The 25,029-nt window shown below is 68.1% G+C and carries 25 protein-coding genes; 8 read left to right on the top strand and 17 right to left on the bottom strand.

Translation table 11 applies throughout. The annotated features are described in order from the left end of the window. The first annotated feature begins 1 nt into the window (after nucleotide 1). A complete protein-coding gene (locus A5747_RS02200; RefSeq protein WP_076122041.1) occupies nucleotides 2-874 on the top strand; it encodes an SAM-dependent methyltransferase in 873 nt (290 codons plus the stop codon). Between the two features lie 18 nt (nucleotides 875-892). Here the strand turns inward: A5747_RS02200 and A5747_RS02195 are convergent, their stop codons facing one another. From A5747_RS02195 to A5747_RS02165, 7 genes are all read right to left on the bottom strand, one after another. Further along, nucleotides 893-2,569 carry a ribonuclease J gene (locus A5747_RS02195; RefSeq protein WP_076122040.1) on the bottom strand — a complete coding sequence of 559 codons (1,677 nt, stop codon included), beginning with the start codon at nucleotides 2,567-2,569 and terminating at the stop codon, nucleotides 893-895. Nucleotides 2,570-2,611: 42 nt separating this feature from the next. Further along, nucleotides 2,612-3,514, bottom strand: a complete 903-nt coding sequence (gene dapA, locus A5747_RS02190; protein ID WP_076122039.1) for a 4-hydroxy-tetrahydrodipicolinate synthase — start codon at nucleotides 3,512-3,514, stop codon at nucleotides 2,612-2,614. Between the two features lie 68 nt (nucleotides 3,515-3,582). After that, nucleotides 3,583-4,347, bottom strand: a complete 765-nt coding sequence (gene thyX / locus A5747_RS02185) for an FAD-dependent thymidylate synthase (RefSeq protein ID WP_076122167.1) — start codon at nucleotides 4,345-4,347, stop codon at nucleotides 3,583-3,585. 22 nt (nucleotides 4,348-4,369) lie between these two features. After that, complete coding sequence (locus A5747_RS02180) at nucleotides 4,370-5,605, bottom strand: winged helix-turn-helix domain-containing protein (RefSeq protein WP_076122038.1); 1,236 nt, start codon at nucleotides 5,603-5,605, stop codon at nucleotides 4,370-4,372. Nucleotides 5,606-5,633: 28 nt separating this feature from the next. After that, nucleotides 5,634-6,380, bottom strand: coding sequence for a cell division protein DivIVA (locus A5747_RS02175; protein WP_076122037.1), 747 nt, complete (start codon nucleotides 6,378-6,380; stop codon nucleotides 5,634-5,636). A gap of 94 nt (nucleotides 6,381-6,474) precedes the next feature. Continuing rightward, nucleotides 6,475-6,978 carry a dihydrofolate reductase gene (locus tag A5747_RS02170; protein ID WP_076122036.1) on the bottom strand — a complete coding sequence of 168 codons (504 nt, stop codon included), beginning with the start codon at nucleotides 6,976-6,978 and terminating at the stop codon, nucleotides 6,475-6,477. Beyond that, nucleotides 6,975-7,775 (bottom strand): thymidylate synthase, encoded by an 801-nt coding sequence (locus A5747_RS02165; RefSeq protein ID WP_076122035.1) that lies wholly within the window; start codon nucleotides 7,773-7,775, stop codon nucleotides 6,975-6,977. The genes A5747_RS02170 and A5747_RS02165 overlap by 4 nt, the downstream gene beginning before the upstream one ends. Before the next feature lie 97 nt (nucleotides 7,776-7,872). Between A5747_RS02165 and A5747_RS02160 the strand changes: the two genes are divergently transcribed. Next, a complete protein-coding gene (locus A5747_RS02160) occupies nucleotides 7,873-8,613 on the top strand; it encodes a dienelactone hydrolase family protein (protein WP_076122034.1) in 741 nt (246 codons plus the stop codon). A gap of 278 nt (nucleotides 8,614-8,891) precedes the next feature. Then, nucleotides 8,892-9,398, top strand: coding sequence for a PAS domain S-box protein (locus tag A5747_RS02155; RefSeq protein ID WP_233147917.1), 507 nt, complete (start codon nucleotides 8,892-8,894; stop codon nucleotides 9,396-9,398). Here the strand turns inward: A5747_RS02155 and A5747_RS02150 are convergent. From A5747_RS02150 to A5747_RS02140, 3 genes are read right to left on the bottom strand one after another with little or no spacing between them, the layout of a single operon-like run. Beyond that, entirely contained in the window at nucleotides 9,395-10,492 is a 1,098-nt protein-coding gene (locus tag A5747_RS02150; protein ID WP_076122032.1) for an acyl-CoA dehydrogenase family protein, read from the bottom strand. The two genes, A5747_RS02155 and A5747_RS02150, sit on opposite strands and share 4 nt — an antisense overlap. Further along, the gene (locus A5747_RS02145; RefSeq protein WP_076122031.1) at nucleotides 10,489-11,712 is read right to left on the bottom strand and encodes an acyl-CoA dehydrogenase family protein; all 1,224 of its coding nucleotides are present in this window, start codon (nucleotides 11,710-11,712) and stop codon (nucleotides 10,489-10,491) included. Before A5747_RS02145 ends, A5747_RS02150 begins: the two co-directional genes overlap by 4 nt. After that, on the bottom strand, nucleotides 11,709-12,473 hold the full coding sequence (locus A5747_RS02140; RefSeq protein ID WP_076122030.1) for an SDR family oxidoreductase: 765 nt from the start codon (nucleotides 12,471-12,473) through the stop codon (nucleotides 11,709-11,711). The genes A5747_RS02145 and A5747_RS02140 overlap by 4 nt, the downstream gene beginning before the upstream one ends. 102 nt (nucleotides 12,474-12,575) lie before the next feature. Here A5747_RS02140 and A5747_RS02135 point away from each other — a divergent pair, with 102 nt between their 5' ends. Further along, a complete protein-coding gene (locus tag A5747_RS02135) occupies nucleotides 12,576-12,905 on the top strand; it encodes a PE-PGRS family protein (protein ID WP_076122029.1) in 330 nt (109 codons plus the stop codon). Nucleotides 12,906-12,914: 9 nt separating this feature from the next. On the opposite strand, the gene A5747_RS02130 is transcribed toward A5747_RS02135, so the two are convergent. Together A5747_RS02130 and A5747_RS02125 are read right to left on the bottom strand one after the other, a co-directional pair. After that, entirely contained in the window at nucleotides 12,915-16,157 is a 3,243-nt protein-coding gene (locus tag A5747_RS02130; RefSeq protein WP_076122028.1) for a carboxyl transferase domain-containing protein, read from the bottom strand. Continuing rightward, the gene (locus A5747_RS02125; protein ID WP_175611275.1) at nucleotides 16,154-17,689 is read right to left on the bottom strand and encodes a class I adenylate-forming enzyme family protein; all 1,536 of its coding nucleotides are present in this window, start codon (nucleotides 17,687-17,689) and stop codon (nucleotides 16,154-16,156) included. The genes A5747_RS02130 and A5747_RS02125 overlap by 4 nt, the downstream gene beginning before the upstream one ends. 62 nt (nucleotides 17,690-17,751) lie before the next feature. Here A5747_RS02125 and A5747_RS02120 point away from each other — a divergent pair, with 62 nt between their 5' ends. Together A5747_RS02120 and A5747_RS02115 are read left to right on the top strand one after the other, a co-directional pair. Then, a complete protein-coding gene (locus A5747_RS02120; protein ID WP_076122166.1) occupies nucleotides 17,752-18,579 on the top strand; it encodes a thioesterase family protein in 828 nt (275 codons plus the stop codon). Between the two features lie 9 nt (nucleotides 18,580-18,588). Then, nucleotides 18,589-19,068: a hypothetical protein gene (locus A5747_RS02115; protein ID WP_076122026.1), complete on the top strand. Its 480-nt coding sequence runs from the start codon at nucleotides 18,589-18,591 to the stop codon at nucleotides 19,066-19,068. Here the strand turns inward: A5747_RS02115 and A5747_RS02110 are convergent. Beyond that, a complete protein-coding gene (locus A5747_RS02110; RefSeq protein ID WP_142245425.1) occupies nucleotides 19,053-19,505 on the bottom strand; it encodes a flavodoxin family protein in 453 nt (150 codons plus the stop codon). The two genes, A5747_RS02115 and A5747_RS02110, sit on opposite strands and share 16 nt — an antisense overlap. 473 nt (nucleotides 19,506-19,978) lie before the next feature. Between A5747_RS02110 and A5747_RS02100 the strand changes: the two genes are divergently transcribed. Next, entirely contained in the window at nucleotides 19,979-20,575 is a 597-nt protein-coding gene (locus A5747_RS02100; protein WP_076122024.1) for a hypothetical protein, read from the top strand. Between the two features lie 15 nt (nucleotides 20,576-20,590). On the opposite strand, the gene A5747_RS02095 is transcribed toward A5747_RS02100, so the two are convergent. The 3 genes from A5747_RS02095 to A5747_RS25185 are packed head-to-tail and all read right to left on the bottom strand — an operon-like array spanning nucleotide 20,591 to nucleotide 22,419. Beyond that, nucleotides 20,591-21,055: a hypothetical protein gene (locus A5747_RS02095; protein ID WP_076122023.1), complete on the bottom strand. Its 465-nt coding sequence runs from the start codon at nucleotides 21,053-21,055 to the stop codon at nucleotides 20,591-20,593. Nucleotides 21,056-21,064: 9 nt separating this feature from the next. Beyond that, nucleotides 21,065-21,802, bottom strand: coding sequence for a 4-hydroxy-tetrahydrodipicolinate reductase (dapB, locus tag A5747_RS02090; protein ID WP_076122022.1), 738 nt, complete (start codon nucleotides 21,800-21,802; stop codon nucleotides 21,065-21,067). A gap of 56 nt (nucleotides 21,803-21,858) precedes the next feature. After that, nucleotides 21,859-22,419, bottom strand: a complete 561-nt coding sequence (locus tag A5747_RS25185) for a hypothetical protein (protein ID WP_076122164.1) — start codon at nucleotides 22,417-22,419, stop codon at nucleotides 21,859-21,861. A gap of 139 nt (nucleotides 22,420-22,558) precedes the next feature. Between A5747_RS25185 and A5747_RS02080 the strand changes: the two genes are divergently transcribed. Next, nucleotides 22,559-23,923: an HNH endonuclease signature motif containing protein gene (locus A5747_RS02080; protein WP_076122021.1), complete on the top strand. Its 1,365-nt coding sequence runs from the start codon at nucleotides 22,559-22,561 to the stop codon at nucleotides 23,921-23,923. 15 nt (nucleotides 23,924-23,938) lie between these two features. Here the strand turns inward: A5747_RS02080 and A5747_RS02075 are convergent, their stop codons facing one another. Continuing rightward, the gene (locus A5747_RS02075) at nucleotides 23,939-25,027 is read right to left on the bottom strand and encodes a dihydrodipicolinate reductase (RefSeq protein ID WP_076122020.1); all 1,089 of its coding nucleotides are present in this window, start codon (nucleotides 25,025-25,027) and stop codon (nucleotides 23,939-23,941) included. Nucleotides 25,028-25,029: the final 2 nt, after the last annotated feature.

Below are 25,029 nucleotides of genomic sequence, written 5' to 3'. Positions count from 1 at the left end.
CATGGCGCGAAACCCCGTGGCGCAGACCGCCTTCGGCCCGATGGTATTGGCGGCCGTCGAACAGAACGAACCGCCCGGGCGGCGCCTGGTCGACGACGACCTCGCGGACCTGTTCTTGCCGGCCCCACTGCGCTGGCTCGTCGCCGCGACCCGCGCCGCCCCGATCCGCCGTCTGATGATCCGCGGATCGGAGTTCACCGGCCCCGGGTTATGGGTGAACATGGCCTGCCGCAAGCGTTTCATCGCCGACAAGCTTGCCGAAGCACGCGACAACATCGACGCCGTCGTCATCCTCGGCGCCGGATTGGACACCCGCCCGTACCGGCTGACCCGGCAGGTGCGGATGCCCGTCTTCGAGGTGGACCTGCCCGTCAACATCGCCCGCAAGGCCAAGACGGTCCGACGGGTGCTGGGCGAGCCGCCGCTGTCGGTTCGGCTGGTGGCACTGGACTTCGAACGCGATGACCTGCTCACCTCGTTGGCCGAGCACGGCTATCGCACCGATTATCGGGCCTTCTTCATCTGCGAGGGCGTCACCCAATACCTCACCGAAGACGGTGTCCGGCGAACCCTCGAGGGACTGCGCGCGGCCGCGCCGGGCAGCCGATTCGTGTTCACCTACGTCCGCCGCGACTTCATCGACGGGACCAACCTCTACGGCACCCGGACGCTCTACCGCAACACCCGCGAGCGCCATCAGCTTTGGCACTTCGGCCTGCAGCCCGACGAGGTCGCCGGGTTCATCGGTGAATACGGGTGGCGGCTGGTGGAGCAGGCCGGACCCGACGAGTTCGTCCAGCGCTACGTCGAGCCCACCGGTCGCAAGCTCCCGGCATCACAGCTGGAGTGGTCGGTGTACGCGGAGAAGACTTAAGCCGAAGGCGGCGACCCGCTAGACCTCGATGACGGTCGGCACGATCATCGGCTGGCGGCGGTAGGTTTCGCCCACCCATTTGCCGACGGTGCGCCGCACCGCCTGCGCGATGCGCGGCGGATCGGTCACATCGTTGGCAACCAACGATTCCAGCTCCGCCTCGACCTTGCGGGCGGCGGGCTCGAGCGCCTTGGGATCTTCGGAGAATCCGCGCGAATGTAGTTGCGGCGGGGCCACCGGACGCCCGGTGCCGCGCTTGACCACCACGGTTATCGCAACGAAACCGGAAGACAGGATGAGCCGTTCGCCCAGGGTGATGTCGCCGACGTCGCCGGTGATCAGACCGTCGACGAACATCTGGCCGACCGGTACCGCGCCCGCGATGGAAGCCTTGCCCGCCACCAGGTCGACGCTGACGCCGTTCTCGGCCAACAGGATCGACTCCGGCGGCACGCCGGCGCGAGCCGCCAGCTTGGAGTTGGCGCGCAGCATCCGCCAGGTGCCGTGCACCGGCATCACGTTGCGCGGCCGCACCCCGTTGTACAGGAACAGCAGCTCGCCGGCGTAGGCATGGCCCGAAACATGAACGCGCACTTGCTGATTGGTGACCACCCGGGCCCCAATCTTAGCCAGCGAGTCGATGACACCGTACACCGCTTCCTCGTTGCCCGGGATCAGCGACGACGACAGGATGATCAGGTCACCGGCGGTCAGCGTGATGCTGCGATGCTCGCCGCGAGACATCCGCGACAACGCCGACATCGGCTCGCCCTGAGTGCCGGTCGTGATCAGCACCACCTGGTCGGGCGCCATCATCTCGGCGGCGGAGATGTCGATGACGTCGGAATCGGCCACCCGCAGGAACCCCAGTTCGCGGGCGATGCCCATGTTGCGCACCATGGATCGCCCGACGAACGACACCCGCCGCCCAAGCGCGACCGCGGCGTCGATGATCTGCTGCACGCGATCGACGTTGGAGGCGAAACACGCCACGATGACCCGCCCGTCGGCGCCCCTGATCAGGCGGTGCAGGGTCGGGCCGACCTCGCTCTCCGACGGCCCTACGCCGGGGATCTCGGAGTTGGTCGAGTCGCACAAGAACAGGTCCACGCCCGCGTCGCCGAGCCGCGACATGCCGGGCAGGTCGGTGGGGCGGCCGTCCAGCGGCAGCTGGTCGAGCTTGATGTCGCCGGTGTGCAGGACAGTTCCCGCGCCGGTGTAGACCGCGATGGCCAACGCGTCGGGGATGGAGTGGTTGACGGCGAAGTATTCGCACTCGAACACCCCGTGCCGGGTGCTTTGGCCCTCTTTGACCTCGACGAAGGCCGGCTTGATGCGATGCTCGCGGCATTTCGCGGCGACCAGCGCCAAGGTGAACTTCGATCCGACGACGGGGATGTCCGGCCGCAGCTTGAGCAGAAAGGGGATCGCCCCGATGTGGTCTTCGTGCGCATGGGTTAGCACCAGCGCCTCGATGTCGTCGAGCCGATCTTCGATGTGGCGCAGGTCCGGCAGGATCAGGTCGACACCGGGCTCGTCGTGGGTGGGAAACATCACCCCGCAGTCGATGATCAGCAGCCGGCCCAGGTGCTCGAAAACCGTCATGTTGCGGCCGATTTCGCTGATGCCGCCCAGCGCGGTGACCCGCAACCCACCCGCGGTCAGCGGACCTGGTGGGCTGAGGTCTACATCCACTTGCGGGCCACCCTTTGGGTCACTTCTCGCTCATCGGAGCACTCATCGGAGCACCGAGGCCGCCCGCATATCGGCGGCGAGCTCCTCGCTCTGTTGCGGAGTTGCCGCCATCTGTGGCAGTCGCGGATCGCCGACGTCGATACCCTGCAGGCGCAGGCCGGCCTTGGACAGCGTCACACCGCCCAGCCGGCTCATGGCATCGCAGAGCGGGCCCACCAGGACGTTGATCTTGCGGGCGGTGGCGACGTCTCCGGAGTTGAAGGCGGACAACAACTCTCGCAGTTGGCCCGCCGCCAGGTGCGAGATCACACTGATGAAGCCGGTGGCACCCATCGCCAGCCAGGGCAGGTTCAGGGCGTCGTCGCCAGAGTAGTAGGCCAGCCCTGTCTCGGCGATGATCTGACCGCCGCTGTGCAGGTCGCCCTTGGCGTCTTTGACGCCGACGATGTTCGGGTGTGCGGCCAGCGCGCGGAGGGTGTCGGGCTCGATCGGCACTACCGAGCGCGGGGGAATGTCGTAGAGCAGCACCGGCAGGTCGGTCGCGTCGGCGACGGCGGTGAAGTGGGCGTGCAGCCCGGTCTGCGGCGGCTTCGAGTAGTACGGGGTGACCACCAGAAGGCCGTGGGCGCCTTCGGCCGCGGCGGCCTTGGCCAGCCGGATGCTGTGCGCGGTGTCATAGGTGCCGGCGCCGGTGATGACGCGGGCGCGGTCGCCCACCGCCTCCAGCACGACACGCAACAGCTCGCGCTTCTCGTCGTCGGTGGTGGTCGGCGACTCGCCGGTAGTGCCCGAGATCACCAGGCCGTCGCACCCCGCGTCCACCAGGTGGTTCGCCAGCCGCGCCGCCGCAATCGTGTCGACCGAGCCGTCGGCGCCAAAGGGCGTGACCATCGCTGTTAGCAGAGTTCCCAGGCGTGCCGGGGCGTCGAATCCGACGGTACTCACGGTGTTCAGGCTACCTGGCGGCGGCAAGCTTTTTGGCACCTACCGGCCCGGTTGTGTCCCCGGCCGCCTCACGCTTCGGTGGCCAGCGGGCTGGTGGCGACCTCGGTGCCGTCGGCCAGGGTGGAGACCTCGAAGTCGGCGAACACGGCGGGCGCGACGGCCGCGAGCTGACGTAGACACTCGATGGCCAGCCGCCGGATTTCGACATCGGCGTGCTCGCTGGCCCGCATCGCGATGAAGTGCCGCCAGGCCCGGTAGTTTCCGGTCACCACGATGCGGGTTTCGGTGGCGTTGGGCAGCACCGCGCGCGCAGCCTGACGGGCCTGCTTGCGACGCAGGGCTCCCATCTTTTCGGTGGGCTGGCCCGTTGCGAACTTGGCCTCCAGCCTGGCCAGCAGGTCGGTGTAGGTGGCCCGGCCGGCATCGGCGGCGGCGGCGAGGATCCGCTGGAGCTCGGGATCGTCCTCCATGCCCGGCGGCACGACGACCCGCGACTCCTTTTCCGGGACGTAGCGCTGCGAGAGCTGCGAGTACGAGAAGTGCCGGTGCCTGATCAGCTCGTGCGTGCAGGACCGCGAGATGCCGGTGATGTAGAACGACACGCTCGCGTGTTCGAGCACCGAAAAGTGGCCGACGTCGATGATGTGCTTGATGTAGCCGGCGTTGGTCGCGGTCTTCGGGTTGGGCTTGGACCAGCTCTGGTAGCACGCTCGCCCGGCAAACTCGACGAGCGCGGGGCCGCCGTCGGCGTCGGTGCTCCACGGCACATCGGGGGGCGCCAGGAATTCGGTCTTGGCGATCAGTTGCACGCGCAGCGGCGCGGTCTCGGCCACGGCGCTCACCTTAGCCGGGCCATCAGCTCATCCGCTTGGAAGCCGCGCGCAGGTCGGTGGCCAGGTTCCCCCGGGTCGAGACGCTGAACCCACCTAGGCCCAGCCACGCGGCCATGGACTGAAGTTCGCCGGCCAGCGCGGCCGCAACGCGCGCGCGGGCCACGTCGGGCTCGGCGAACGCACCCACGACGCGCAGCGCGTCGGCGGCGCGGTCCGCCTTGAGGTCGACCCGCCCGACCAGCCGGCCGTCCAGCAGCAACGGCCACACGTAATAGCCGTACTGACGCTTGGCCGCCGGGGAGATCTCGATGCGGTAGTGGAAGCCGAACAGCCGCTCGACCCGGGGCCGGAAGAAGATCAACGGGTCGAACGGGCACAGCAGCGCGGTGCCGCGGTCGTGGCGCGGCACCGTCCGGCCCGCGCGCAGGTACGCCGGCGCGGGCCAGCCGTCGACGTCGACCCGCTCGATCTCCCCGGCGGCCAGCAGGTCGGCGATCGCGGGCTTGACCTGCTGCGCGGACAGCCGGAAGTAGTCGCGTAGGTCGGCCTCCACGGCCACACCCAGCGCGGTGGCGGCCCGCAGCGTGAGCTCCCGCACCGCCTCGTCGTCGTCGACCTCGCGGGCCAGCACCTCGGCGGGCAGCACCCGTTCCACCAGGTCGTAGTGGCGGGCGAAGCCCACCCGGGTGGCGGTCGTCAGCACTCCGGCGGAAAACAGCGCCTCGGCCACCCACTTGGTGTCGCTGCGAGTCCACCAGGTGCCCTTCCTGCGGCGCGGCTCGAGGTCCTTAGAGGCCAGATGCGTCTCGATCTGCCCAGCGGTGCTGGGACCCAGCTCAGCGACAGCCGCGACGACGTCGTCGGCAAGTTGCGGATTGGCCTGCAGCGCCTCGAGAAACCGGTGGGGGCCCCAACGGCCATGCCGATACTGACGCATCCGCCAGCGCATCAACGGCCAGTCTTCGACGGCCATCAGGGCGGCCTCGTGAGCCCAGTATTCGGCCAGCAGCCGTGACGAACGCGGCCCCCAGGCCGCGCGGTCCAGCACGTCGCGGTCGTAGGGGCCGAGCCGGCTGAACACCGGCGCGTAATGGGCGCGCACCGCTACCGACACCGAATCCAGTTGCAGCACTTGGATTCTCGATACCAGGCGCTTCAGGTGCGCCCGGGTGATCGGGCCGCGGGGCGGCGGCTCGTTAAATCCTTGGGCCGCAACGGCTATCCGCCGGGCTTGGGCGCCAGTCAGCCGGGGGGACACGGCGCCGAGAATACTGGCCGCCGCACCTCTAGTGGGTTGACCCCGCGCCGACCTTCCCGTCCAGCGGCACCGCGGAGTTGGTCTCGTGGCTTGTCTCGTGGCTGGTCTCTGAGTTCCGCTCCGACAGGTTGTCCCGTTCTTGGTACGCCGCCTCGAGCGCTCCCGGAACCGCTTCCAGATCGCGGTACACGCCCATCAGGTGCTCCAGGATCTTGATCCGTTGCTGACTCGCCACGTCGACAGCGCGCCGGGCCTCGTCACGATCCCGGTCGGCTCGCTGCTTCGCGTCGGCGAGGAGCTGCTCACGCGCCCGCTCGGCGTCATCGCGGAGGGTGGCCAGCTCGGCCTCGAGCTTTTCCTTGGTTTCCTGGTACTCGGCTTCCAGCGCTTTTTGCTGCGCGGCCATGTCGGCCAGCATCTCTTCGCGCCGTCGCCGGGTGGCCTCGGCCTCCGCCTCTGCCGCCGCGATCAGCGCTTCCGCCTCGGTCTTCGCCTCGGCCTGCATTTCGGAAACCTCGTCGACCGCGCGCCGCAGCATCTTCGCCATCCGCTTTTGCATCGCGTGCGGCGAGGGCGAGGTGTCGGTGAGGACGGCGACCTCCTTGCGCAGCGCGGCCGTTTCGTCGCCGGATTCCCGCAGCCGCGCCCGCAGGCTCTCGACGTCATCGAGCAGCAGCTTCTGTTTGGTGGTCAACACCTCGATGTGGGCGTCGACCGCGGCGGGATCGTAGCCGCGGAACATGCGGGTGAATGTCTTTGCGGGTTCGGTTATCACTGCCAATTCCCCTCCTGAAAACTCCTGGAAACACCGGTCAGACCGACCCCCGGTCGAGTATGTCAGGTCAGCCCGTGGGCGCGGACACGTGCACTCATTGCCGAGAGTAGCTGTGAAACCGGTAGCGCAGCCCGGTGCGGCTGAGCTTCCACTCGCCCGTGCGGGCCGCCCATTCGTCATCGAGCACCGGGGCCAGCGCGTCCTCGTCGTCACGCGGCAGATCGATCTCGACCTCGGTCACCTCACACCGGGTGGCATACGGCAGCCCGAGCAGGTAGATCTGTGCGCCGCCAATCACCCACGTCTCGGGCTCGCTGTCTGCGAGGGCACACGCCGCGTCCAGCGAACCGACGACCTCGGCTCCGTCCAATTTGAAGTCGCTCTGGCGCGACAGGACGATATTTCGACGGCCGGGCAACGGCCGAACCCTGGCCGGCAGCGAGTCCCAGGTGCGACGGCCCATCACCACAGCGTGGCCCATGGTGACCTGTTTGAAGCGAGCTAGGTCTTCGGGCACCCGCCACGGGATGTCGCCGCCACGCCCGATCACACCGGAAGTCGACTGGGCCCACACCAGGCCCAGGCCAGCGCGCGTCATACAGCGACGGGAGCTTTGATCGCAGGGTGCGGATCGTAATTCTTCACGACGACGTCGTCGTAGGTGTAGTCGAAGATCGAATCCCTTTGGGCCAGAACGAGTTCGGGGTACGGCCGCGCATCGCGAGCGAGCTGCAGCCGCACCTGTTCGACGTGGTTGTCGTAGATGTGGCAGTCGCCGCCCGTCCAGACGAACTCGCCGACCGCCAGCCCGGCCTGCGCGGCCATCATGTGGGTCAGCAGCGCGTAGCTGGCGATGTTGAACGGCACTCCGAGAAACAGGTCTGCGCTGCGCTGGTAGAGCTGGCAGCTCAGCCGCCCGTCGGCCACGTAGAACTGGAAGAACGCGTGGCATGGCGGCAGCGCCATCTGCGAGATTTCGCCGACGTTCCAGGCCGACACGATGATGCGCCGCGAGTTCGGGTCGGTGCGCAGCAGGTCCAGCGCGGCGCTGATCTGGTCGATGTGTTCACCGGTGGGGGTGGGCCAGGATCGCCACTGCACACCATAGATCGGCCCGAGATCGCCTGTGCTGTCTGCCCATTCGTCCCAGATGGTGACCCCGTGCTCGTGCAGCCAGCCGACGTTGGACTCGCCGCGCAAGAACCACAACAACTCGTAGACCACCGATTTGAAATGCACCTTCTTGGTGGTCAGCAGCGGAAAGCCGGCCGACAGGTCGTAGCGCAATTGCTGGCCGAACAGGCTCCGCGTTCCGGTGCCGGTGCGATCCGATTTGGCCGCGCCCCGCTCGAGCACCATGCGCAGCAGGTCCTCGTAGGGCGTGGGAACGGGCACGCGGCCAGCTTAGCGGCGATCGCAAGCGCGGCGGAGCCGGGCGCGGCGGGTCGACGCCAAAAAATTACGTCCAGAGCGCCGGAGTAGAACGGAGGGCATGCCGAGCATCGATGACACCGTAAGCACCGAAGACGGCACCTGCGCCGTCCACCTGTTCACACCCGAGGGCCCGGGCCCCTGGCCCGGCGTGGTGATGTTCCCGGACGCCGGCGGCGTCCGCGACACCTTCCACCAAATGGCGGCCAAGCTCGCCGGATTCGGCTACGCGGTACTGCTGCCGGATGTCTACTACCGCAACGGCGATTGGGCCCCCTTCGACATGGCCACGGTGTTCGCCGACGAGCGGGAACGCAGGCGCCTGTTCTCGATGATCGGCAGCATCACCCCGGACAAGATGGCCGCCGACGCCGGCGCCTTTTTCGACTACCTGGCCGCTCGCCCCGAGGTATTCGGACAGCGATTCGGAGTGTGCGGCTATTGCATGGGCGGGCGGACGTCGGTGGTGGTGGCCGGCCGCGTTCCGGACCGGGTCGCGGCCGCGGCGTCCTTCCACGGTGGCGGCTTGGTGAGCGACACGGCGGACAGCCCGCACCTGCTGGCCGACCGGATGAGCGCCACGGTGTATGTCGGTGGCGCCGCGAACGACGCATCGTTCACGGCCGATCACGCCGAGCAGCTCGACAAGGCGCTGACGGCGGCCGGGGTGGCCCACACCATCGAGTGGTACTCGGCGGCCCATGGCTTCGCCGTTCCGGACAACCCGCCCTATGACCCCGCGGCCGACGAGCGGCACTGGGCAGCGATGACGGACCTATTCGCCGCGGCGCTACCGCGCTGACCGCTGGAGTGCGTGGGTCCGATTGTTTGCTGTGGCATAGCGACAACAGGTGTTGCCAGCAAATGGATTAATCACCAGCTAATAAAATGCACTAGCGAAAATCGACGCGATACCCTGCGGCCCACCGCAATCAATTGTGCACGTGGCCAATAGCAAATTTGGTCAGAGAAATATGGACTTTGCCGCGCGGCATAACCTAACATTTGCTGCCAGCGATATGGCTTGGGAGGGAGCTCTACCCCGTCGGGGACAGGGCCAGCGTATTGACGGAGTGAGCCGTGGCTACGGACGGTCCCACGACTGTGGGCGGTAAACGCATCGAGCGCCGCCGCCCGAAGCGGCCCGGACGGTTGCCGATCGAAACGCTGCAGGATATGCCCGCGCTGGTCGTATTGCAGCGGCTGCCGGCGCCGGCCCTGGCGGTCGATCGCGCCGGAACCATCCTCTTCGCCAACGCGGCGTTCTGCGACATGGTGGGCTATTCCTCCCGCGACGAGCTACCGACGGATTTCGACGAAATCTTCCGCAGCCTGCCGGCGCACGATCGCTGGATCGCGCTCGTTGGCACCGGCGGCCCACGGCTGGTCGAGCTGCGGCACCAGGAGGGCCACTCGGTGTGGGCCAGCATGAGCAAGTCGGCCATGCGGCGCCGTGACGACACGGTCGCGCTGGTCAGCTTCCACGACCTCACCGAAGAACTATGGCTGTGCCGCAAAGCCCTCGAACTACCGCATGAAGCATTGGCCCGAATGTCGCGGGGAGTCTTCCGAAGCGGAGCGAGCTAGCCCGGCGGCAGGTCGACCAGCTCCCCCAGTAGGGCCCGGTGACGATAGGCCGAGCCGAAGGCCAATTGGTCACTCTTGGCCCGCTTGAGGTACAGGTGCGCCGGATATTCCCACGTCATCCCGATACCGCCGTGCAGCTGCACGCACTCCTCCGCGGCGTGCACCGCGATTCCGCTGCAGTAGGCCTGCGCGAGGGCCGCGGCGATGCCCGCGTCTTCATCGCCGCGGGCGTGGGTGTCCGCGGCGTAGCGGGCCACCGCCGTCGCCGAGCCGACCTCGAACCACAGATCGGCGAGCCGGTGCTTGATTGCCTGATAGGAACCGATGGCGCGGCCAAACTGCTTGCGCTGCTTGGTATAGGCCAGCGTGGTGTCGAAACACCACTGCGCCAGCCCGAGTTGCTCCGACGCCAGCAGCGCCGCGCCGGTCTGTAGTGCCTCGGGCACGGCACCGTCGGCCGGCCCGACCCGCGAAGACGGCGCCGCCGAGAACCGCACATTCGCAAGGGGTCTCGTCATGTCCAGGGCCAGCAGCGGCGACACCTCGACGCCGTCGGCGGCGGCGGAGACGGTGTGCAGTTCGAGCCCGTCCGGGCCGGCAACCGGCACCACCAGCACGTCGGCTTCGGCGGCGCCCGCGACGCTGCTGACCGATCCACGCAGCCCGTCGTCGCCGAGGCCGACTGCGGCGACCGGATCGCCCGGGGCCGTGGACAGCGGCACCGCCAGCGCGGCGGTGACCGAGCCCTGCGCGAGCTCGGGCAGGGTCTCGGTGTCGCCGGCCCGCAGCAGCGCGACCGTGGCCAGCACCGCGCTGGACAGGAACGGCACCGGCGCGACGGCCCGGCCGATCTCCTCCATGACGACGGCGGCCTCGCGGGCTCCCGCGCCGGCACCGCCGAGGGACTCGGGCACCAGCAACGCGGCCACCCCGAGGTCGGCGGCCAGCGCCCGCCACAGGGCCGAAAAGTCTTGCGGCGGTTGATCGTATGCCCGGGCAACCGTCTCGGGCGGGCAACGGTCGGCGAACAGGTGACGCACGCTGTCGCGCAGCGCGTCCTCGGTGTCGGAGTACAGCAGGTCGCCGGTGCTCATCGGTCCAGGTCCTTCCAGGCGACGTCCTTGTCGACGCGGTGTTCGCCCGGCAGGCCGAGGATCCGCTCGGAGATGGTGTTGCGCAGGATCTCCGAGGTGCCACCCTCGATCGAGTTGCCACGCGCGCGCAGGTAGCGGTATCCGGGCTCGCGACCGACCAGGTCGACCGTTTCCGGTCGGCGCATGGTCCAGTCGTCGTAGCGCAGCCCCGCTTCGCCGTGCAGTTCGATCTCGAAACCCGAAATGGCTTGCGCCAGCTTGGCGAAGGCCACCTTCATGCCGGCGCCTTCCGGTCCGGGCTGACCGGCGACGGCCTGCTGCCGCAGCCGTTCACCGGCCAGGCGAAGGACTTCGGCGTCGACCCACAGCCGCATCAGCTCGTCGTGCATCGCGGGGTCGCGAAGTTCGGGCTTTTCTCGCCAGGCCTTGGTCACCTTGCCGATGTGGCCGCCTTCGCGCGGGACACCGGCGCGAGTACCGATCGCGACCCGCTCGTTGTTGAGCGTGGTGGTCGCAACCCGCCAGCCGCCACCCTCCGGGCCCAGCCGGTTCGCGTCCGGCACCCGGACGTCGGTGAGGAACACCTCGTTGAACTCCGCCTCGCCGGTGATCTGACGCAGCGGCCGGACCTCGACACCGGGTTGCGTCATGTCGCACAGAAAGTACGTCAGGCCAAAGTGTTTGGGTACGGTCGGGTCGGTGCGGGTGACAAGGATCGCCATGTTCGCGTGCTGCGCCTGCGACGTCCAGACCTTCTGCCCGTTGACAATCCAGTCTTGAGGGTTATGCGCGTCGCGGACCGCGCGCGTGGCCACCCCGGCCAGATCCGATCCGGCACCGGGCTCGCTGAACAGCTGGCAGTAGATGTGCTCCCCAGTGAACAACGGGCGCAGGAACTTTCGCTTCTGTTCGTCTGTCCCGAACGCCGCGATCGTCGGTGCCGCCATGCCCATGCCGATGTAGTTCTTGACGGTGCCGCCGACGGGCGCGCCGGCGGCGGCCAGCTTGGCATCGACGAATTCCTGGACTTTCCGCGGTAGCTCCAGTCCGCCGAAACCAAGCGGCAGGTGCACCCAGGCCAGCCCCGCGTCGTACTGTGCGCCGAGGAATTCCCGCGGGTCGCTGGTGGCGGGATCGTGTTCGTCCAACAGCGCCTGCACCCGCGCGTCCAGGTCGGCGGTGACGTCAGTGACGTCCTGAGTGACGTCGTGGGCGCTCATTGCCGGAATCCGAACACCGGCCCGAGCAGCAGACCGCCGTCGATCACCATCGTCTCGCCGGTGATCCAGCTGGCCGCGTCGGACACCAGGAAGGCGACCGCTCCGGCCACATCGGTTGGCTCGCCGATGCGTCCGAGCGCGATCGACGAGGCGAGCGGATCCTCGTGGTCCTTCCACAGCGCCTCGGCGAGCCTGGTGCGCACCACCCCGGGCGCGATGGCGTTGACCCGCACGCGCGGTGAAAGCTCCAGCGCCAGCTGCTTGGTGACGTGGATCAGCGCGGCCTTGGTCGCGTTGTACATACCCATGGCCGGTGATTGATGCAGGCCGCCGATGGACGCGGTGTTGACGATCGCGCCGCCGTGCTCGCCCATCCACGACTTGACGGCGAGCGAGGTCCACAGCAGCGGCGCCCACAGGTTGACGTCGAAGATCTTGGTGAAGCGGGCGTGGTCCTGGTCGATCAGCGGGCCATACGCGGGATTGGTGCCCGCATTGTTGATGAGGATGTCGACGCTGCCGAAGCGCTCCAGCGTGAGCTCGACGCAGCGCTGGGCCGCGTCCTCGTCGACCGCGTGAGCGCCGACGCCCAGGGCCTTCTCACCGACTTGCGCCGCGGCCGCCTCGGCAGCCTCCTGCTTTCGGGCCGTGAGCACCACATTGGCGCCGGCGGCTGCCAGCTGTTGGGAAATCGCAAGTCCGATGCCACGGGAGGCCCCGGTGACTATCGCGGTGCGGCCGGTCAAATCCAGTGAGGTCATGTGAAGTGCCTTCTGTCTAGTGCACTAATTAATTTTCGTTCGCGATGTTTTGTACACGTGTCGACGTGGTATGCGAGACGCATGTTAGCGAAACTAACTCTCATGAAACCACTGGTGGTAGCCGGGGCGGTCGCCGCGGCGATCGCCGCGGCACCGACGGCAGCTGCTGACGTTTTTGCGGTGGGAGCAGCGACGACGGGGCCGGCGCCCACCCACGTTGTGTTCAAGGACGACCCGGGCGGCGGCGGCTGCGACGCCAACGGCAACTGTGGTTCCGGCGGCCAGAACCAGGGCCCCGGCGGTGGTCCGGGCGGGCAGGGCTGCGTGCCGGGCGTCGGCTGCGGCTCCGGCGGCCAGTTCGCGGGACCTGGCGGCGTGCCGGGTGGGCAGGGATGCCTTCCGGGCGTCGGTTGCGGGTCCGGTCACGGATAACGGTCACCGCTAACCGTTCGGTTCTCGGTCTCCCGGGAGCCTGGTGATCCAGGCCCGCGAGTCCGCGGGATCGATCACGTCGTCGAGTTCGAAAGTGGTCGCCGACCGCAGCGCCTTGCCATGCTCGTAGGCGGCCGCCACCAGCTTGTCGAATAGTTGCTGGCGCTCAACCGGATCGGTTAGGGCGGCGAGTTCCTTGCTGAAGCCGAGCCGCACGGCGCCCTCCAACCCCATGCCACCGATTTCCCCGGTCGGCCACGCCACGGTGAATTGTGGCGCGCGGAAGGAGCCGCCGGCCATCGCCATCGCGCCCAGCCCATAACCCTTGCGCAGGATGATCATTCCGAGCGGCACGGTCAGCCGGGCGCCGAGGACGAACATCCGGCCGAACCGCCGGACCGCGGCGTCCTTCTCCGCGTCCGGCCCGACCATGAATCCCGGCGTATCGCAAAGCGAGATCACCGGCAACCGGAACGACTCACACAGCGCCAGGAAGTCGCCGGCCTTGTCGGCCGCCTCGGCGTCGATCGCGCCGCCAAGGTGGTGGCTGCTGTTGGCCAGCAATCCGTATGCCACACCCTCGACACGAACCAGCGCCGTGACGATCCCGACACCGTAGTCGGGGCGCAGCTCCAGGACCGATCCCCTGTCGACGATCGATTCGATCGCCCGGCGCACGTCGTAAGCGCGTAACCGGTTCTGCGGCACCACATGCCGGGCCAGCCGCGGATCGGGCGCCTCCCACTCGACCCGCTTGTCGTGGGAGCTGCCCTGGAAGTACGAGAGGTACTGCTTGGCCAGCGATACCGCGTGCGCCTCGTCGCGGGCGACCAGGCTTACCACGCCGTTGTGCCGCTGGACGTCGATCGGCCCGATCGCCTCCGGCGGGTACGCCCCGAGGCCGCCGCCCTCGATCATCGCGGGACCGCCCATCCCGATGTTGGCGTCCGGGGTAGCGATGATCACGTCGCACACCCCCGCCAGCGCGGCGTTGCCCGCGAAACACCGGCCGGAGACGATCGCCACCAGCGGCACCCGGTCGCTGAGGCCGGCCAGCATCCGGAAGGTCGGGACGTCCAGCCCGGCGGCGCCGCCGACGTCCGTGTCGCCGGGTCGCCCCCCGCCGCCCTCGGCGAAAAGCAACACCGGCAACCGCTTTCGGGTGGCCAACTCGAAGACCCGGTCGGTCTTGGCGTGGTTGCGCATGCCCTGCGTGCCGGCCAGCACGGTGTAGTCGTAGGACGCGACGACGGCCTCGGCTCCGCCGATGGTCGCCACGCCGGCGACCAGGCCGTCGGCCGGGGTGTTGGCGATCAGATCCTCTTCCGAGCGCCGGCTGCGCTGCGCGGCGATGGCCAGGGCGCCGTATTCGACGAAGCTGCCGGCATCGACCAGATCGGCGATGTTCTCCCGCGCGGTGCGGCGGCCTTGCTTGTGCCGCTTGGCAACCGCGGCCTGCCGGCCCTCGTCGAGGGTGAGCAGGTGACGCTCGCGGACCTCGTCGAGGTCGGCGCGTGGCCGATCGAGATCCATTGCGGCCCTGGCGGACTCGCCCACGCCGGCGGTCCCGGTTCGGGTGAAGACCAGCAACGGGTCCCCAGTTCCGACGACCTGGCCGGGTGTCACCAAACCGCGCACGGTGAACAGCGCGTCCGGCGCGACGAGCGCGTGCTGCATCTTCATCGCCTCGAGGACGACGAGCTGGGCGCCGGGGGCGAACTCCACGCCGTCGGGCGCTATCTCGACCACGGTGCCGGCCAGCTGCGCGCGCAGCGCTTCCTCACCAGGGTAGAGCTCGACGCTGGCAACACGGGTCTCATGCTGGTGGGCGAGTGCGGCGGACGCCAATTCGGGCAGCTTCTCGTCGAGGAAACCGGTGGTTACGATGCCCGACTGGATTTCGCTGTCGGACAACAGCTCTCGCAAGAACTCGATGTTGGTGCGAACGCCCTCGACGCCGAACTCGCCCAGGGCGGTGCGGGCCTTGCGCACCGCGGCGACGAACGACGATCCGCGCACATGGGCGACGACCTTGGCCAGCAGCGAGTCGTACCGCGTGCTGGTGACCAGGCCCGGCCGGCCGTAGCTGTCGACGCGAACTCCCGGACCGGTGGGCGGCGAGAACACCGTCAGGGTGCCCGCCGCGGGGACGACGGACCCGTCGGCGGCAAACGTCTCCATGTTGACCCGTGTCTGTATCGCGATGCCCCGCCGCGCGGCGGGTTCGCCGATGACTTCGGTGCCGTCGGAGGCGATTCCGGGCGGCAGGCCGAGTTGGTAGTAGGACGCACCCTGAGCGATGCCCAACTGCACCGCCACCAGGTCGACCCCTGTGGTTTCCTCGGTGACTGTGTGCTCGACCTGAATGCGGGGGTTGATCTCGAGGAAGACGTATCCATCCCCAGCGACCTGCTCCCCCGTTACCAGGAACTCGACCGTGGCCAGGCCGTGCAGGCCGATCCTGGCGCAGAGCCGGACGGCGGCCTGGTGCAGTTCTCGGCGCAGGCCATCCGAAAGCCCTTGTGCGGGCGCGATTTCGACGAGCTTTTGGTAGCGCCGCTGGATGCTGCAGTCGCGATCGCCCAGAGCCAGCGCGTGCGTCTGGTACCCCGCCGGTGCGCCCACGACCTGGACCTCGATGTGCCGCGCGGCGTCGAGAAGCGCCTCGGCGAACAGCGCCGGATCGCCGAAGCCCAGTTGTGCCTCCGCGGCGCACTGGCGGTAGGCATCGTCGAGGTGATCGGCGCTGCGCACCTGGCGCATGCCCCGCCCGCCGCCGCCGGCGAGCGCCTTGATCATGATCCCGCCCGGCTGATCGGCGAAAAACGCCGCGATGTCCGCCACGGTGCTCGGGCCGTTGGTTGCGGGCAGCACCGGTAGCCCGGCGGCGATCGCGGCGGTCCGGGCCGCCGATTTGTTGCCGGCCAGCTCCAGCACATCGGCGTCGGGTCCCACGAACGTGTATCCGTTCGCCCGGCACACACGGGCGAACGCGGCGTTCTCGCTGAGGAAGCCGTAGCCCGGATGAATCAGTGCGGCGCCGGACTTCTTTGCGGCCGACAGTATCTCGGCGTGATCCAGGTACGCCGCGGGGCCGGCGCCGGGCAGGCCGATTGCCTCGTCGGCCGCGTGCACGTGCGGGCTGTCGGCGTCGTCCTCGGCATAGACCGCGACCGTTTGCAGGCCCAATTCCGTTGCGGTGCGGATGATTCGAAGCGCGATCTCCCCGCGGTTGGCGATCAGTAGCGTCATCGCAGCGGGTCGCCCCACTGCACCTGCTCGCGGAGTTTGCCCTTGAGCAGTTTGCCGCCGGCGTTGCGGGGCAGCGCGCTGTCCACCACCGTCACGTACTGCGGCACCTTGAAGTCGGACAGCTGGGCACGGCAGTGATCGAGCACGGCCGTCACGTCGATCCGGTCTTGGTCGCCGAACAGCACCGCACCGACCTTCTCCCCCATGACCTCGTCGGGCACCGCCAGCACGCACGCATCCGCGACATTGGGCGCCGACAGCAGGACCGCTTCCACCTCGACGCTGGAGACGTTCTCGCCGCCTCGGTTGATGATGTCCTTGAGCCGGTCGACGATATGCACCCGGCCCGCGTCGTCGACCCGCACCACGTCGCCGGTGTGTAGCCAGCCGTCCACGATCGTGGCGGCGGTGGCCTCGGGCCGGTTCCAGTAGCCGCTGGTCACATTGGCCCCGCGCACCACCAACTCGCCCACGCCGGGCTCGTCGCCACCGAACGGGACCAGGCCAAGATCCACCGACGGCACCGCGTATCCAACCGAATCGGCGTGCTCGACCGCGTCGTCGTCGGGCAGCACGGTCATCAGCGAGGCCGTCTCGGTCATGCCGTACCCGTTGAACACCGTGGCTTGGCCAAACGCCTCCTTCACCGCGCGCACCAACGACGGGGCGATCGGCGCGCCGCCGTAGCCCACCCAGCGGACCCCGGAGACGTCGGCGCTGCCAAAATCCTTGTGCCGCAACATCAAGGCGTAGATCGCCGGAACGGTCACCATGACCGAGATTCGCTCGGCGCTCAGCGTGGCAATCAATTCGTCGAGGTTGAGCGCGGGCATGATCACCGACGCTCCCCCGAGCCGGGCCGCGGCCAAAAGCTGTGAGTTGCAGCCGGTCACGTGGAACAGCGGCACCGAGATCAGCGTGCGCATGCCCTCGCCGAGATCCCGCGGCTGCTCGAGACACCGGATCGCGTTCTCGGTGTTGGTCACGAACGCCTCGTGGGTGGTCGGAACTCCCTTGGGGTGGCCGGTGGTTCCCGACGTGTAGAACAGCGCGGCCGTGTCGGTATGACTGAGCCCGTGGGTCACGTGCGGCTCGCCGTCGGGCAGCGGGGCGCCGGGCGCGAGGTCCATCCGGGCGCCCGAGTCGGACAGGACGAACTCGACCTCGGGCTGCGCCGATCGCGTATTGACCGGCACCGCAACGCCCCCGGCCATCACGATGCCCCAGAACGCGAGCACCCAATTGATGCCGGCCGGGTAACGCACCGCGACACGGTCACCCGGGCCGAGCCCCTCGGCCTGCAGGCCGCCGGCGACCCTCGCCGCGCGGTTCCACAGTTCCCGGTACGTCAGCCGGCCGGCCCCGAGCTCGACGACCGCCTCGCTGTTCGGGCGGTTGTCGACCTGCTCGGCGAGCATGTCCAGCAGCGTCGCGGGCAGACGGTCGTAGTGCGGGATGCCGTCGGGATCACGAGAGACGCCGGTGCTCGGGAAGGGATTGTGGTCACTGGGAATTTCGATCACTGCAGGCATGCCCTGTCCTTGTCCTAGCGTCCTTGTCCTAGCCCGGTATCCGGTGTCCTATCGTGATACTGGTGACGACCGAGGATTCCGCCATCATGCCCGAGGCTTTCTTCACTGTCGATGGCGAGTTCTTTTTGCCGGGCGCGCTGACGCGCGGACCGTGGGGCGCGGCGATGGGCGGCCAGAACGTCGGCGGTTTGTTGGGTTGGGGGATAGAGCGATCCGGTATCGATCCCGAGTTTCAACCCGCCCGCTTCACGGTCGATCTGTTGCGTCCGGCGCTGCCCGAACCGGTGCGGATTGAGACGTCGGTGCAGCGGGAGGGCCGGCGCATCAAGCTGGTGGACGCCGCGTTGGTGCAGAACGGGACGACGGTCGCGCGGGCCAGCGCGCTGTTTCTGCGGCGGGGCGATCACCCGGACGGGCGGGTGTGGTCCTCGCCGGTCGAGATGCCGCCGCTGCCGGCGGACTCCGACGGCTTTCCGGCCGACATGCCGTTTCTCATCTGGGGATACGGCGCCACCCTGGAAGGCAGTCCCGGCATCGCCGCAGGCGAGTGGGAGCAGTCGCACTCGCAGAAGTTCGCCTGGGTGCGGCTGTTCCGCCCGATGGTGCACGGCTATCCCCTGACGCCGTTTACCCGCCTGGCATTCGTCGGCGACATCACCAGCTCGCTCACCCATTGGGGCACAGGCGGATTGCGCTATATCAACGCCGACTACACCGTGACCGCGAGCCGATTGCCCGACGGTGAATTCCTCGGCCTGGCGGCCCAAAGCCACTACGGCACAGCCGGTGTGGCCACCGGCGCCGCGACCCTGTTCGACCGGCACGGGCCGATCGGCACCAGTTCGGCGCTGGCGTTGGCCCAGCCGGCCGAGGCGTTCCAGCCGGCTTAGGAGGTCAGCATGGTGATCCAGCGGATACGGGACAATCGGCTGGCGACGGCCACCGCCTGCTTCGTGGGATACACGGCGGGAATGCTCGTGCTGGAGCGTCGAATGCGGCGCAGCGGCGGGCCGGGGATCATCCCATTTGAGCTGGCCGGCAGCGAATCTCGCGCCGAGGAGATCATGACCCAGTGGGGCTCCGACGGTCAGCGGGCCGCGCGGTTGTCGCTGTGGCTGGACTTCGGCTACATGACGACCTACGGCATCCTCACGGCCCTCCTCGTCGACCGCACGCGGCGGCGGCGCGGGCACCCGGCTTTGTTGCCGGCTTTGGTGAGTGTCGCCGTCGCCGGCGACGCGGTCGAGGGGGTGTCGCTGCTGAAGGTGCTCGAGCGCAGGCGGGTTGGTGTTCATGCGCGGCGCGCGCGGATCGCGGCACTGATCAAATTCGCTGTTCTCGCGGGCGCCCTCGGCTACGTTGCTTACCCCATCAGCTGAGCGGCGACCGTCGCGCCTAGGTTCCAGCACGCCTCCAGGTCGTCCTTGCTCGGCTTGCTCGACACCACCACGTGCTCAGCGGCTTTCACCCAGCCGAGCCCGGTGGTGATCGCCTCCACAGCGCGTTCGGCTCCCTCGGTGCCCTCGTTGCCGTGCAGGTACAACCCGAACGGGCGCCCGCGGGTCGCGTCGAGGCACGGGTAGTAGCAGACGTCGAACGCGTGCTTGAGTGCGCCGCTCATGTAGCCGAGATTGGCGGGGGTTCCCAGGAGATAGCCGTCCGCCTCGAGCATGTCGGCCGGTGCGACGGTGAGTGCCGGCCGCCGCACCACCTCCACACCCTCGATCTCGGGATCGGTCGCGCCGGACAGGACCGCCTCGAACATCGCCTGCATGAACGGCGACGGCGTGTGATGGACGATCAGCAGTCGCGGCACCGGCTGGCTCCCATCTGATGGCCGCGCCGGAGCGGCAGTCCGGCTGGAGAGCAATAGAGTATCCCTCCACATAGGAAACCAGATGTCACCGCGCCCCTTCTTGCCCGCGGTGAGAACAGCGGGCCGACTTGCGGAACTCTTGACCTACATACCCTACCGGGGTACCCTTTGGCAAAGATTGCGACCTTGGAGGAAATGTAATGACGATGTGGTATGGCGGGAATGGCTGGGGCTGGTGCAGCGGGATCGCCCACATTCCGTCGATGGTGATTTTGTGGGCGTTGGTCTTCGCCGTCACGAGCATCGCGGTTGGTTTTGCTATCAGACCGCGACACGATCCCCCGGCCCGGATTGGTCGAAGCGAAACGGACGATGACGACTTCTACCGTCGATTGATGTAGCCACACGGGAAGCGTTGAGCTCCAAGTCTATTCGTTGAGGACATACCACCGAGGCGCTTAGGAGGCCACTGGATGGCTACATTCACGCGGCGGGCAGCACTTGCCGCGCTTGGCGCTGGCACGGTGCTGGGTATCGGATATGCCCTTCGCGGGGTCTTTGGTTCATCCGTCCCGCGCGTCCGCTTGACCGACGGCGGCATGATGGGTGCAAGTCCGGCGGACATGAGCCTGTACATGGACATGTTCAACCGACACACCGAGATCACCCGCACCGTCGAGGAGATCCCCGGAGGGGTGCGCACCACCACCGAATCAAATGCCCCCGATCTGGCTGCGAAACTGCACGCACACGTGTCCAGCATGTACTCCCACCTCGGCCAGGGTTCCGAGGTCATGTGTATGAGCCAGAGCCTGCCAACGCTGTTCCGCAACGCCGGCGGCTACCGTCGCCAACTGACGCTCACGCCCACAGGCGTCATCGCCGAAGAAATCTCCGACAATCCCGTCCTCACCGAGACGATTCGCGCCCACGCCCGCGAAGTCAGCGGGTTCGTACGCGACGGAATGCCCGCCATGATGCAAGGCATGATGGGCGGTTCCGGCGGAATGATGGGCCCCGGCGGAATGATGGGCCCCGGCGGAATGATGGGCCCCGGCGGACGGCCATAACCGGTCCCGTCTTGCTCACCGGGCGTGGAGCTCGCTTTGTAGCTTCACGGCGGTTTTCATGGCTTCGCGGGCGCGGCGGCGGTCCCCCGCGTAGTCGTAGGCCCGGGCCAGCCGGTACCAGCGCCGCCAATCATCGGGCTCGACTTCCACCTCGGCGCGCACGGTGGCGAACAGCGCGTCGGCCGCGTCCCGCTCGATGCGTCCCGACGGCCGTCGCGGAAGCGCACTGGTGTCGAGTTCCATTCCGTCCTCCGCGATCAGGCGGGCCAGCCTCTGGTGGGCGAATCCTGCCCGCAGGGTGGCGATCATCGCCCACAGCCCGACGATCGGCATGACCAGCAGCGCCAGCCCCAGGCCCACGGCGGCGGCCCGCCCCGAGCCGATCATCGCGACGGCCATGCGGCCCAGCAGCACGAAGTACACCAGCAGCGCGACGCACAAGAATGCGATGAGCAGCTGGATGCGCAGCGTCTTGGTCATCGCAGTTTCTTACTGCAAGTTGAGCAGGGGCTCGATACCAACCGTGAGGCCGGGCCGTTCCCGGATGCGGCGCACCGCCAGCAGCACGCCCGGCACAAACGACGTGCGGTCCAGGCTGTCGTGACGGATAGTCAGCGTCTCCCCCTCGGTTCCGAACAGCACCTCCTGATGGGCGACCAGTCCGGCCAGCCGCACCGAGTGCACCGGAATTCCGTCGACGTCGGCGCCCCGGGCGCCCGGCAGGCTGGTGCTGGTGGCATCGGGGTTGGGCGGCAAGCCTTTTCGGGCCTCGGCGATCAGCTTGGCGGTTCGGGCCGAGGTGCCCGACGGGGCGTCGGCCTTGTGCGGGTGATGTAGCTCGATGACCTCGGCCGAATCGAAGAACGGCGCGGCCTGCTTGGCGAAGTGCATCGACAGCACCGCCCCGATCGCGAAGTTGGGCGCGATCAACACGCTCGTGTTGGGGCTATCGGCGAGCCACGCCTCCACCCGCTCGAGGCGCTCCGCGGTGAAGCCCGTGGTGCCGACCACGGCGTGAATTCCGTTGTCGATCACGAACTTCAGATTGTCCATCACGACGTCCGGGTGGGTGAAGTCGATGACCACCTCGGTGCCGCCGTCGGTCAGCAGGCTCAGCGGATCACCGGCATCCACCTCGGCCGACAGCGCAAGGTCGTCGGCTGCCTGCACAGCGCCCACCATCGTCGACCCGACCTTGCCCTTGGCCCCCAGCACGCCTACCCGCATGGCCTTCACACTAGACCGGGGCGGTTCCGCGCCACGGCGTGCGTCTCTCGCGCCGATCAGGTGTGGACGATCCAGCCCGCTTCGGTGTAGGGCGCGCTTTGCGCGGGGTCGTTGATCGTGATGTAAAGGTCGCCCGCCGTCGGCATACCGAAGCCGACGAATCCATGCGCGGTCTGCCCGTCGTGAAGGCCGCCCGATTGCAGCGGGGGCATCTTGTCGAGCCTCCGGTAGTCGACGGCAAGCGTTGCCGGCTGCGGCGCGTCGCCGGGATGGGTCCACGGCTGATTGCCGCCGCCGTAGCTGGCAAACATGTAGCGCTGGTCGAACTGGAAGAAGCGGTGCGATGTCGCGGTGATAGTCAGTTCCACCACGTTGCACGCGGAGCCAGGCGTCGGAGCCGCAAAATGAGTGGTGCACCCCGGCGGCAACCACGTTGCGCTGTTGACAGTGATGTCGGCGGTCGCGCCGTTGGCCGCCTGCGCATGCAGGGGCACGCCCATCTGACCGATCGGGAACGGTGGACCGTCGGCCGGGGTATCGGCCGAACCGGTGGCACACAAGGATGCGCCGGTGACCACGGCGACCGCGGCTGCCGCAATTACAAAGCCCGCGCGCACCACGCAAGGTTACCCACGTCGCTGCCGCGAAAAACGCGGAACTGCCCTTGGCCGCGAGCCTTTATCCACAGTTGGGCGTTCATCCACAACGGCCGCCTTCTCGGTGGCCTTGGGTGGGGCCCGCACCTAGAATTCGAACATGCGTTCGATCGAGGTTCCGGCCGAAGTGGCTGCCGCTTTGGAAGCGCAGGACGCCGCCGACGCGGCGATCCGGCGCCTGAACTTCGACGTCCTGAGCCCCGCGGTCCGGCTGCGCCTGCTGGAGCGAATGGAGACGGCCCGACGACGGCAGATGGCCGTAAGCAACGACGTTATCGGCGGCCTCGCGAAGGAGGATCCGGCCGACATTGGCGGCCCGGTCCACAAAGTGGTCGCCGACTGGCTGCGGATCAGCTGCGCCGAAGCCGGCCGTCGGGTCCGCGACGCCAAACAGCTCTCCCCGCGCCTGACGCTGACGGGCGAGGAATTGCCACCCGAGCTGCCGGCCACCGCCGAGGCGTGGCGCGAGGGGCTGCTCGACGGTCAGCACGTGCGGGTGATTCAGACATTCATCGCTGACCTGCCGGATGCGATACCCGTCGAAACGGTGGAAAAAGCCGAGCGGTTTCTGGCCCGCCAGGCGGTGAAGCTGCGGCCCGACCAGCTCCAGAAGGTGGCGCACCAATGCGCGCTGCGGATCAATCCGGACGGAAAATTCTCCGACTCCGACCGCGCGCGGCAGCGCGGTTTCACGTGGCGCGGTCAGCGCGCCGACGGGATGAGCCTCGGGAAGCTGGTGGCGTCCCCGGAGTTGCGCGCCAACCTCGACGCCTGGCTGGCCCGGTTCGCCGCGCCCGGGATGTGCAATCCGGACGACCAAACCCCTTGCGTCGAAGGCGAACCCCCCGAGGAGTCGGCGGCCAGCGATCCGCGCAACCATGCCCAGCGCCAGCACGACGCGCTGAACGCCCTGGTGCGCGGGCGGCTGGGCGATCCGAAACTCGGTGTGCACAACGGCTTGCCGGTGACCGTCATCGTGTCGACCACCCTGCGGGAGCTGACGGCGGGCGCGGGCCGCGCCGTGACGGGCGGCGGCACGCTGCTGCCGATGCGCGACGTGATCCGCATGGCCAGCCACGCCTACCACTACCTGGCCGTGTTCGACGACCACTCGAGCCGGCCGCTGTACTTGGGCCGGTCCAGACGAATAGCGTCACCGGATCAGCGAATAGTCCTGTACGCGAAGGATCGCGGCTGCACGCGCCCCGGATGCGACGTGCCCGGCTACTGGTCCGAGGTCCACCACGTCGACGACTGGGCCACAGGCGGCATGACCGATGCGGACAAGCTCACCTTCGCCTGCACGCCCGACCACAAGCTAATCGACAAGGGCTGGCGGACAAGGAAACTCCCCGACGGTCGCACCGCGTGGATCCCGCCGCCGCAGTTGGACCGCGGCGCGCGCACCAACGACTACCACCACCCGGAGCGCCTCTTCGACGATGACGACGACGAAGCGCCTTGACACCCTTGGCGCGTGCTACCTCTTGAACCGCCCGGCGAAGCCGCGCAGCGGCAGGTCGGCGCTGGTGATCAGTCCCGGCCGCGCCGCCACCACCGACTTGATCGAGTACAGCGCGGGCATCCCGGTCACCGTCATGCCGATCGAGGCGAAGTTGTCCGGATTGGACAGGTCTACACCGGGTTTGGGGAAAATCATGTGTTTGTTGTAGACGCACGGGTCGCCTTTGATCTGCGTGATGTAGCAGCCCTTGATGTTCCAGCTCGGATCGGTGTGCGGGGTCATCTGCCACTCCAGATGCGTCTCGACCCGGGGCACCCCATCGACGATGCCCTGGTATTTGAGATAGTTGCCGCCCAGCGAGCCCTTGGGCAGCGTGTACCAGCCGAGGTCGACGTCCTTGGTGCAGGCGCCCAATTCGTAGCTGAACTTGACCTCGTCGAGCGGCAGATCGAAGCAGTCCGCCATCATCAGGACGCTGTCGGCGAAGACGCGGGTGTACTTCTCCAGCTTCGCCGGGATTTCGGGATCGTCGACGGGCTGGCCGTAGCCGACCTCGATCCAGGTGTCCTTGGAGTGGTGGCATGACACGTCGACGGATTCGATGGTGGTGATGTTCTCGATGTCGGCGACGTCGGCCGAGCACACCACGCCCAAAATCTGGTTCAGCCCCGGGTTCATCCCGGTGCCATAGAAGCTCGCACCGCCCTTCTCGCACGCCTCCGCCAGCAGCTGGGTCACCGGCTTGCCCGAGGGGTGCGGGTGGTTCTTGTCGCGGTGCCAGCCGGTGATCCAGTCGGCGGTGGTGACGATGTTGATCCCGGCCTCGAGCACTTTGACGTAGAGGTCCTCGTCGGGAAAGACGCCGTGAAACGTCAGCACGTCGGGCTTGGCGGCGATGATCTCCTCGACGCTCCCGGTAAACGTCACCCCGTTGGGAGCCAACCCGGCGAACTCGCCCGTGTCCTTGCCGACCTTCTCCGGCGAATAGCAGTGCACGCCAACGAGTTCGAGGTCGGGCTGGGTGGCGATCCGCTTGATCATCTCCGAACCGACGTTTCCACTTCCGACCTGGAAGACGCGGATCGGTCGAGCGGGTGCGTTCATAA

Source organism: Mycobacterium sp. IS-836 (assembly GCF_001954275.1).
In the GTDB taxonomy this organism is placed as follows: domain Bacteria; phylum Actinomycetota; class Actinomycetes; order Mycobacteriales; family Mycobacteriaceae; genus Mycobacterium.
Note: the sequence above shows the minus strand (reverse complement) of the source record. Positions and strands in the feature narration are given on the sequence as shown.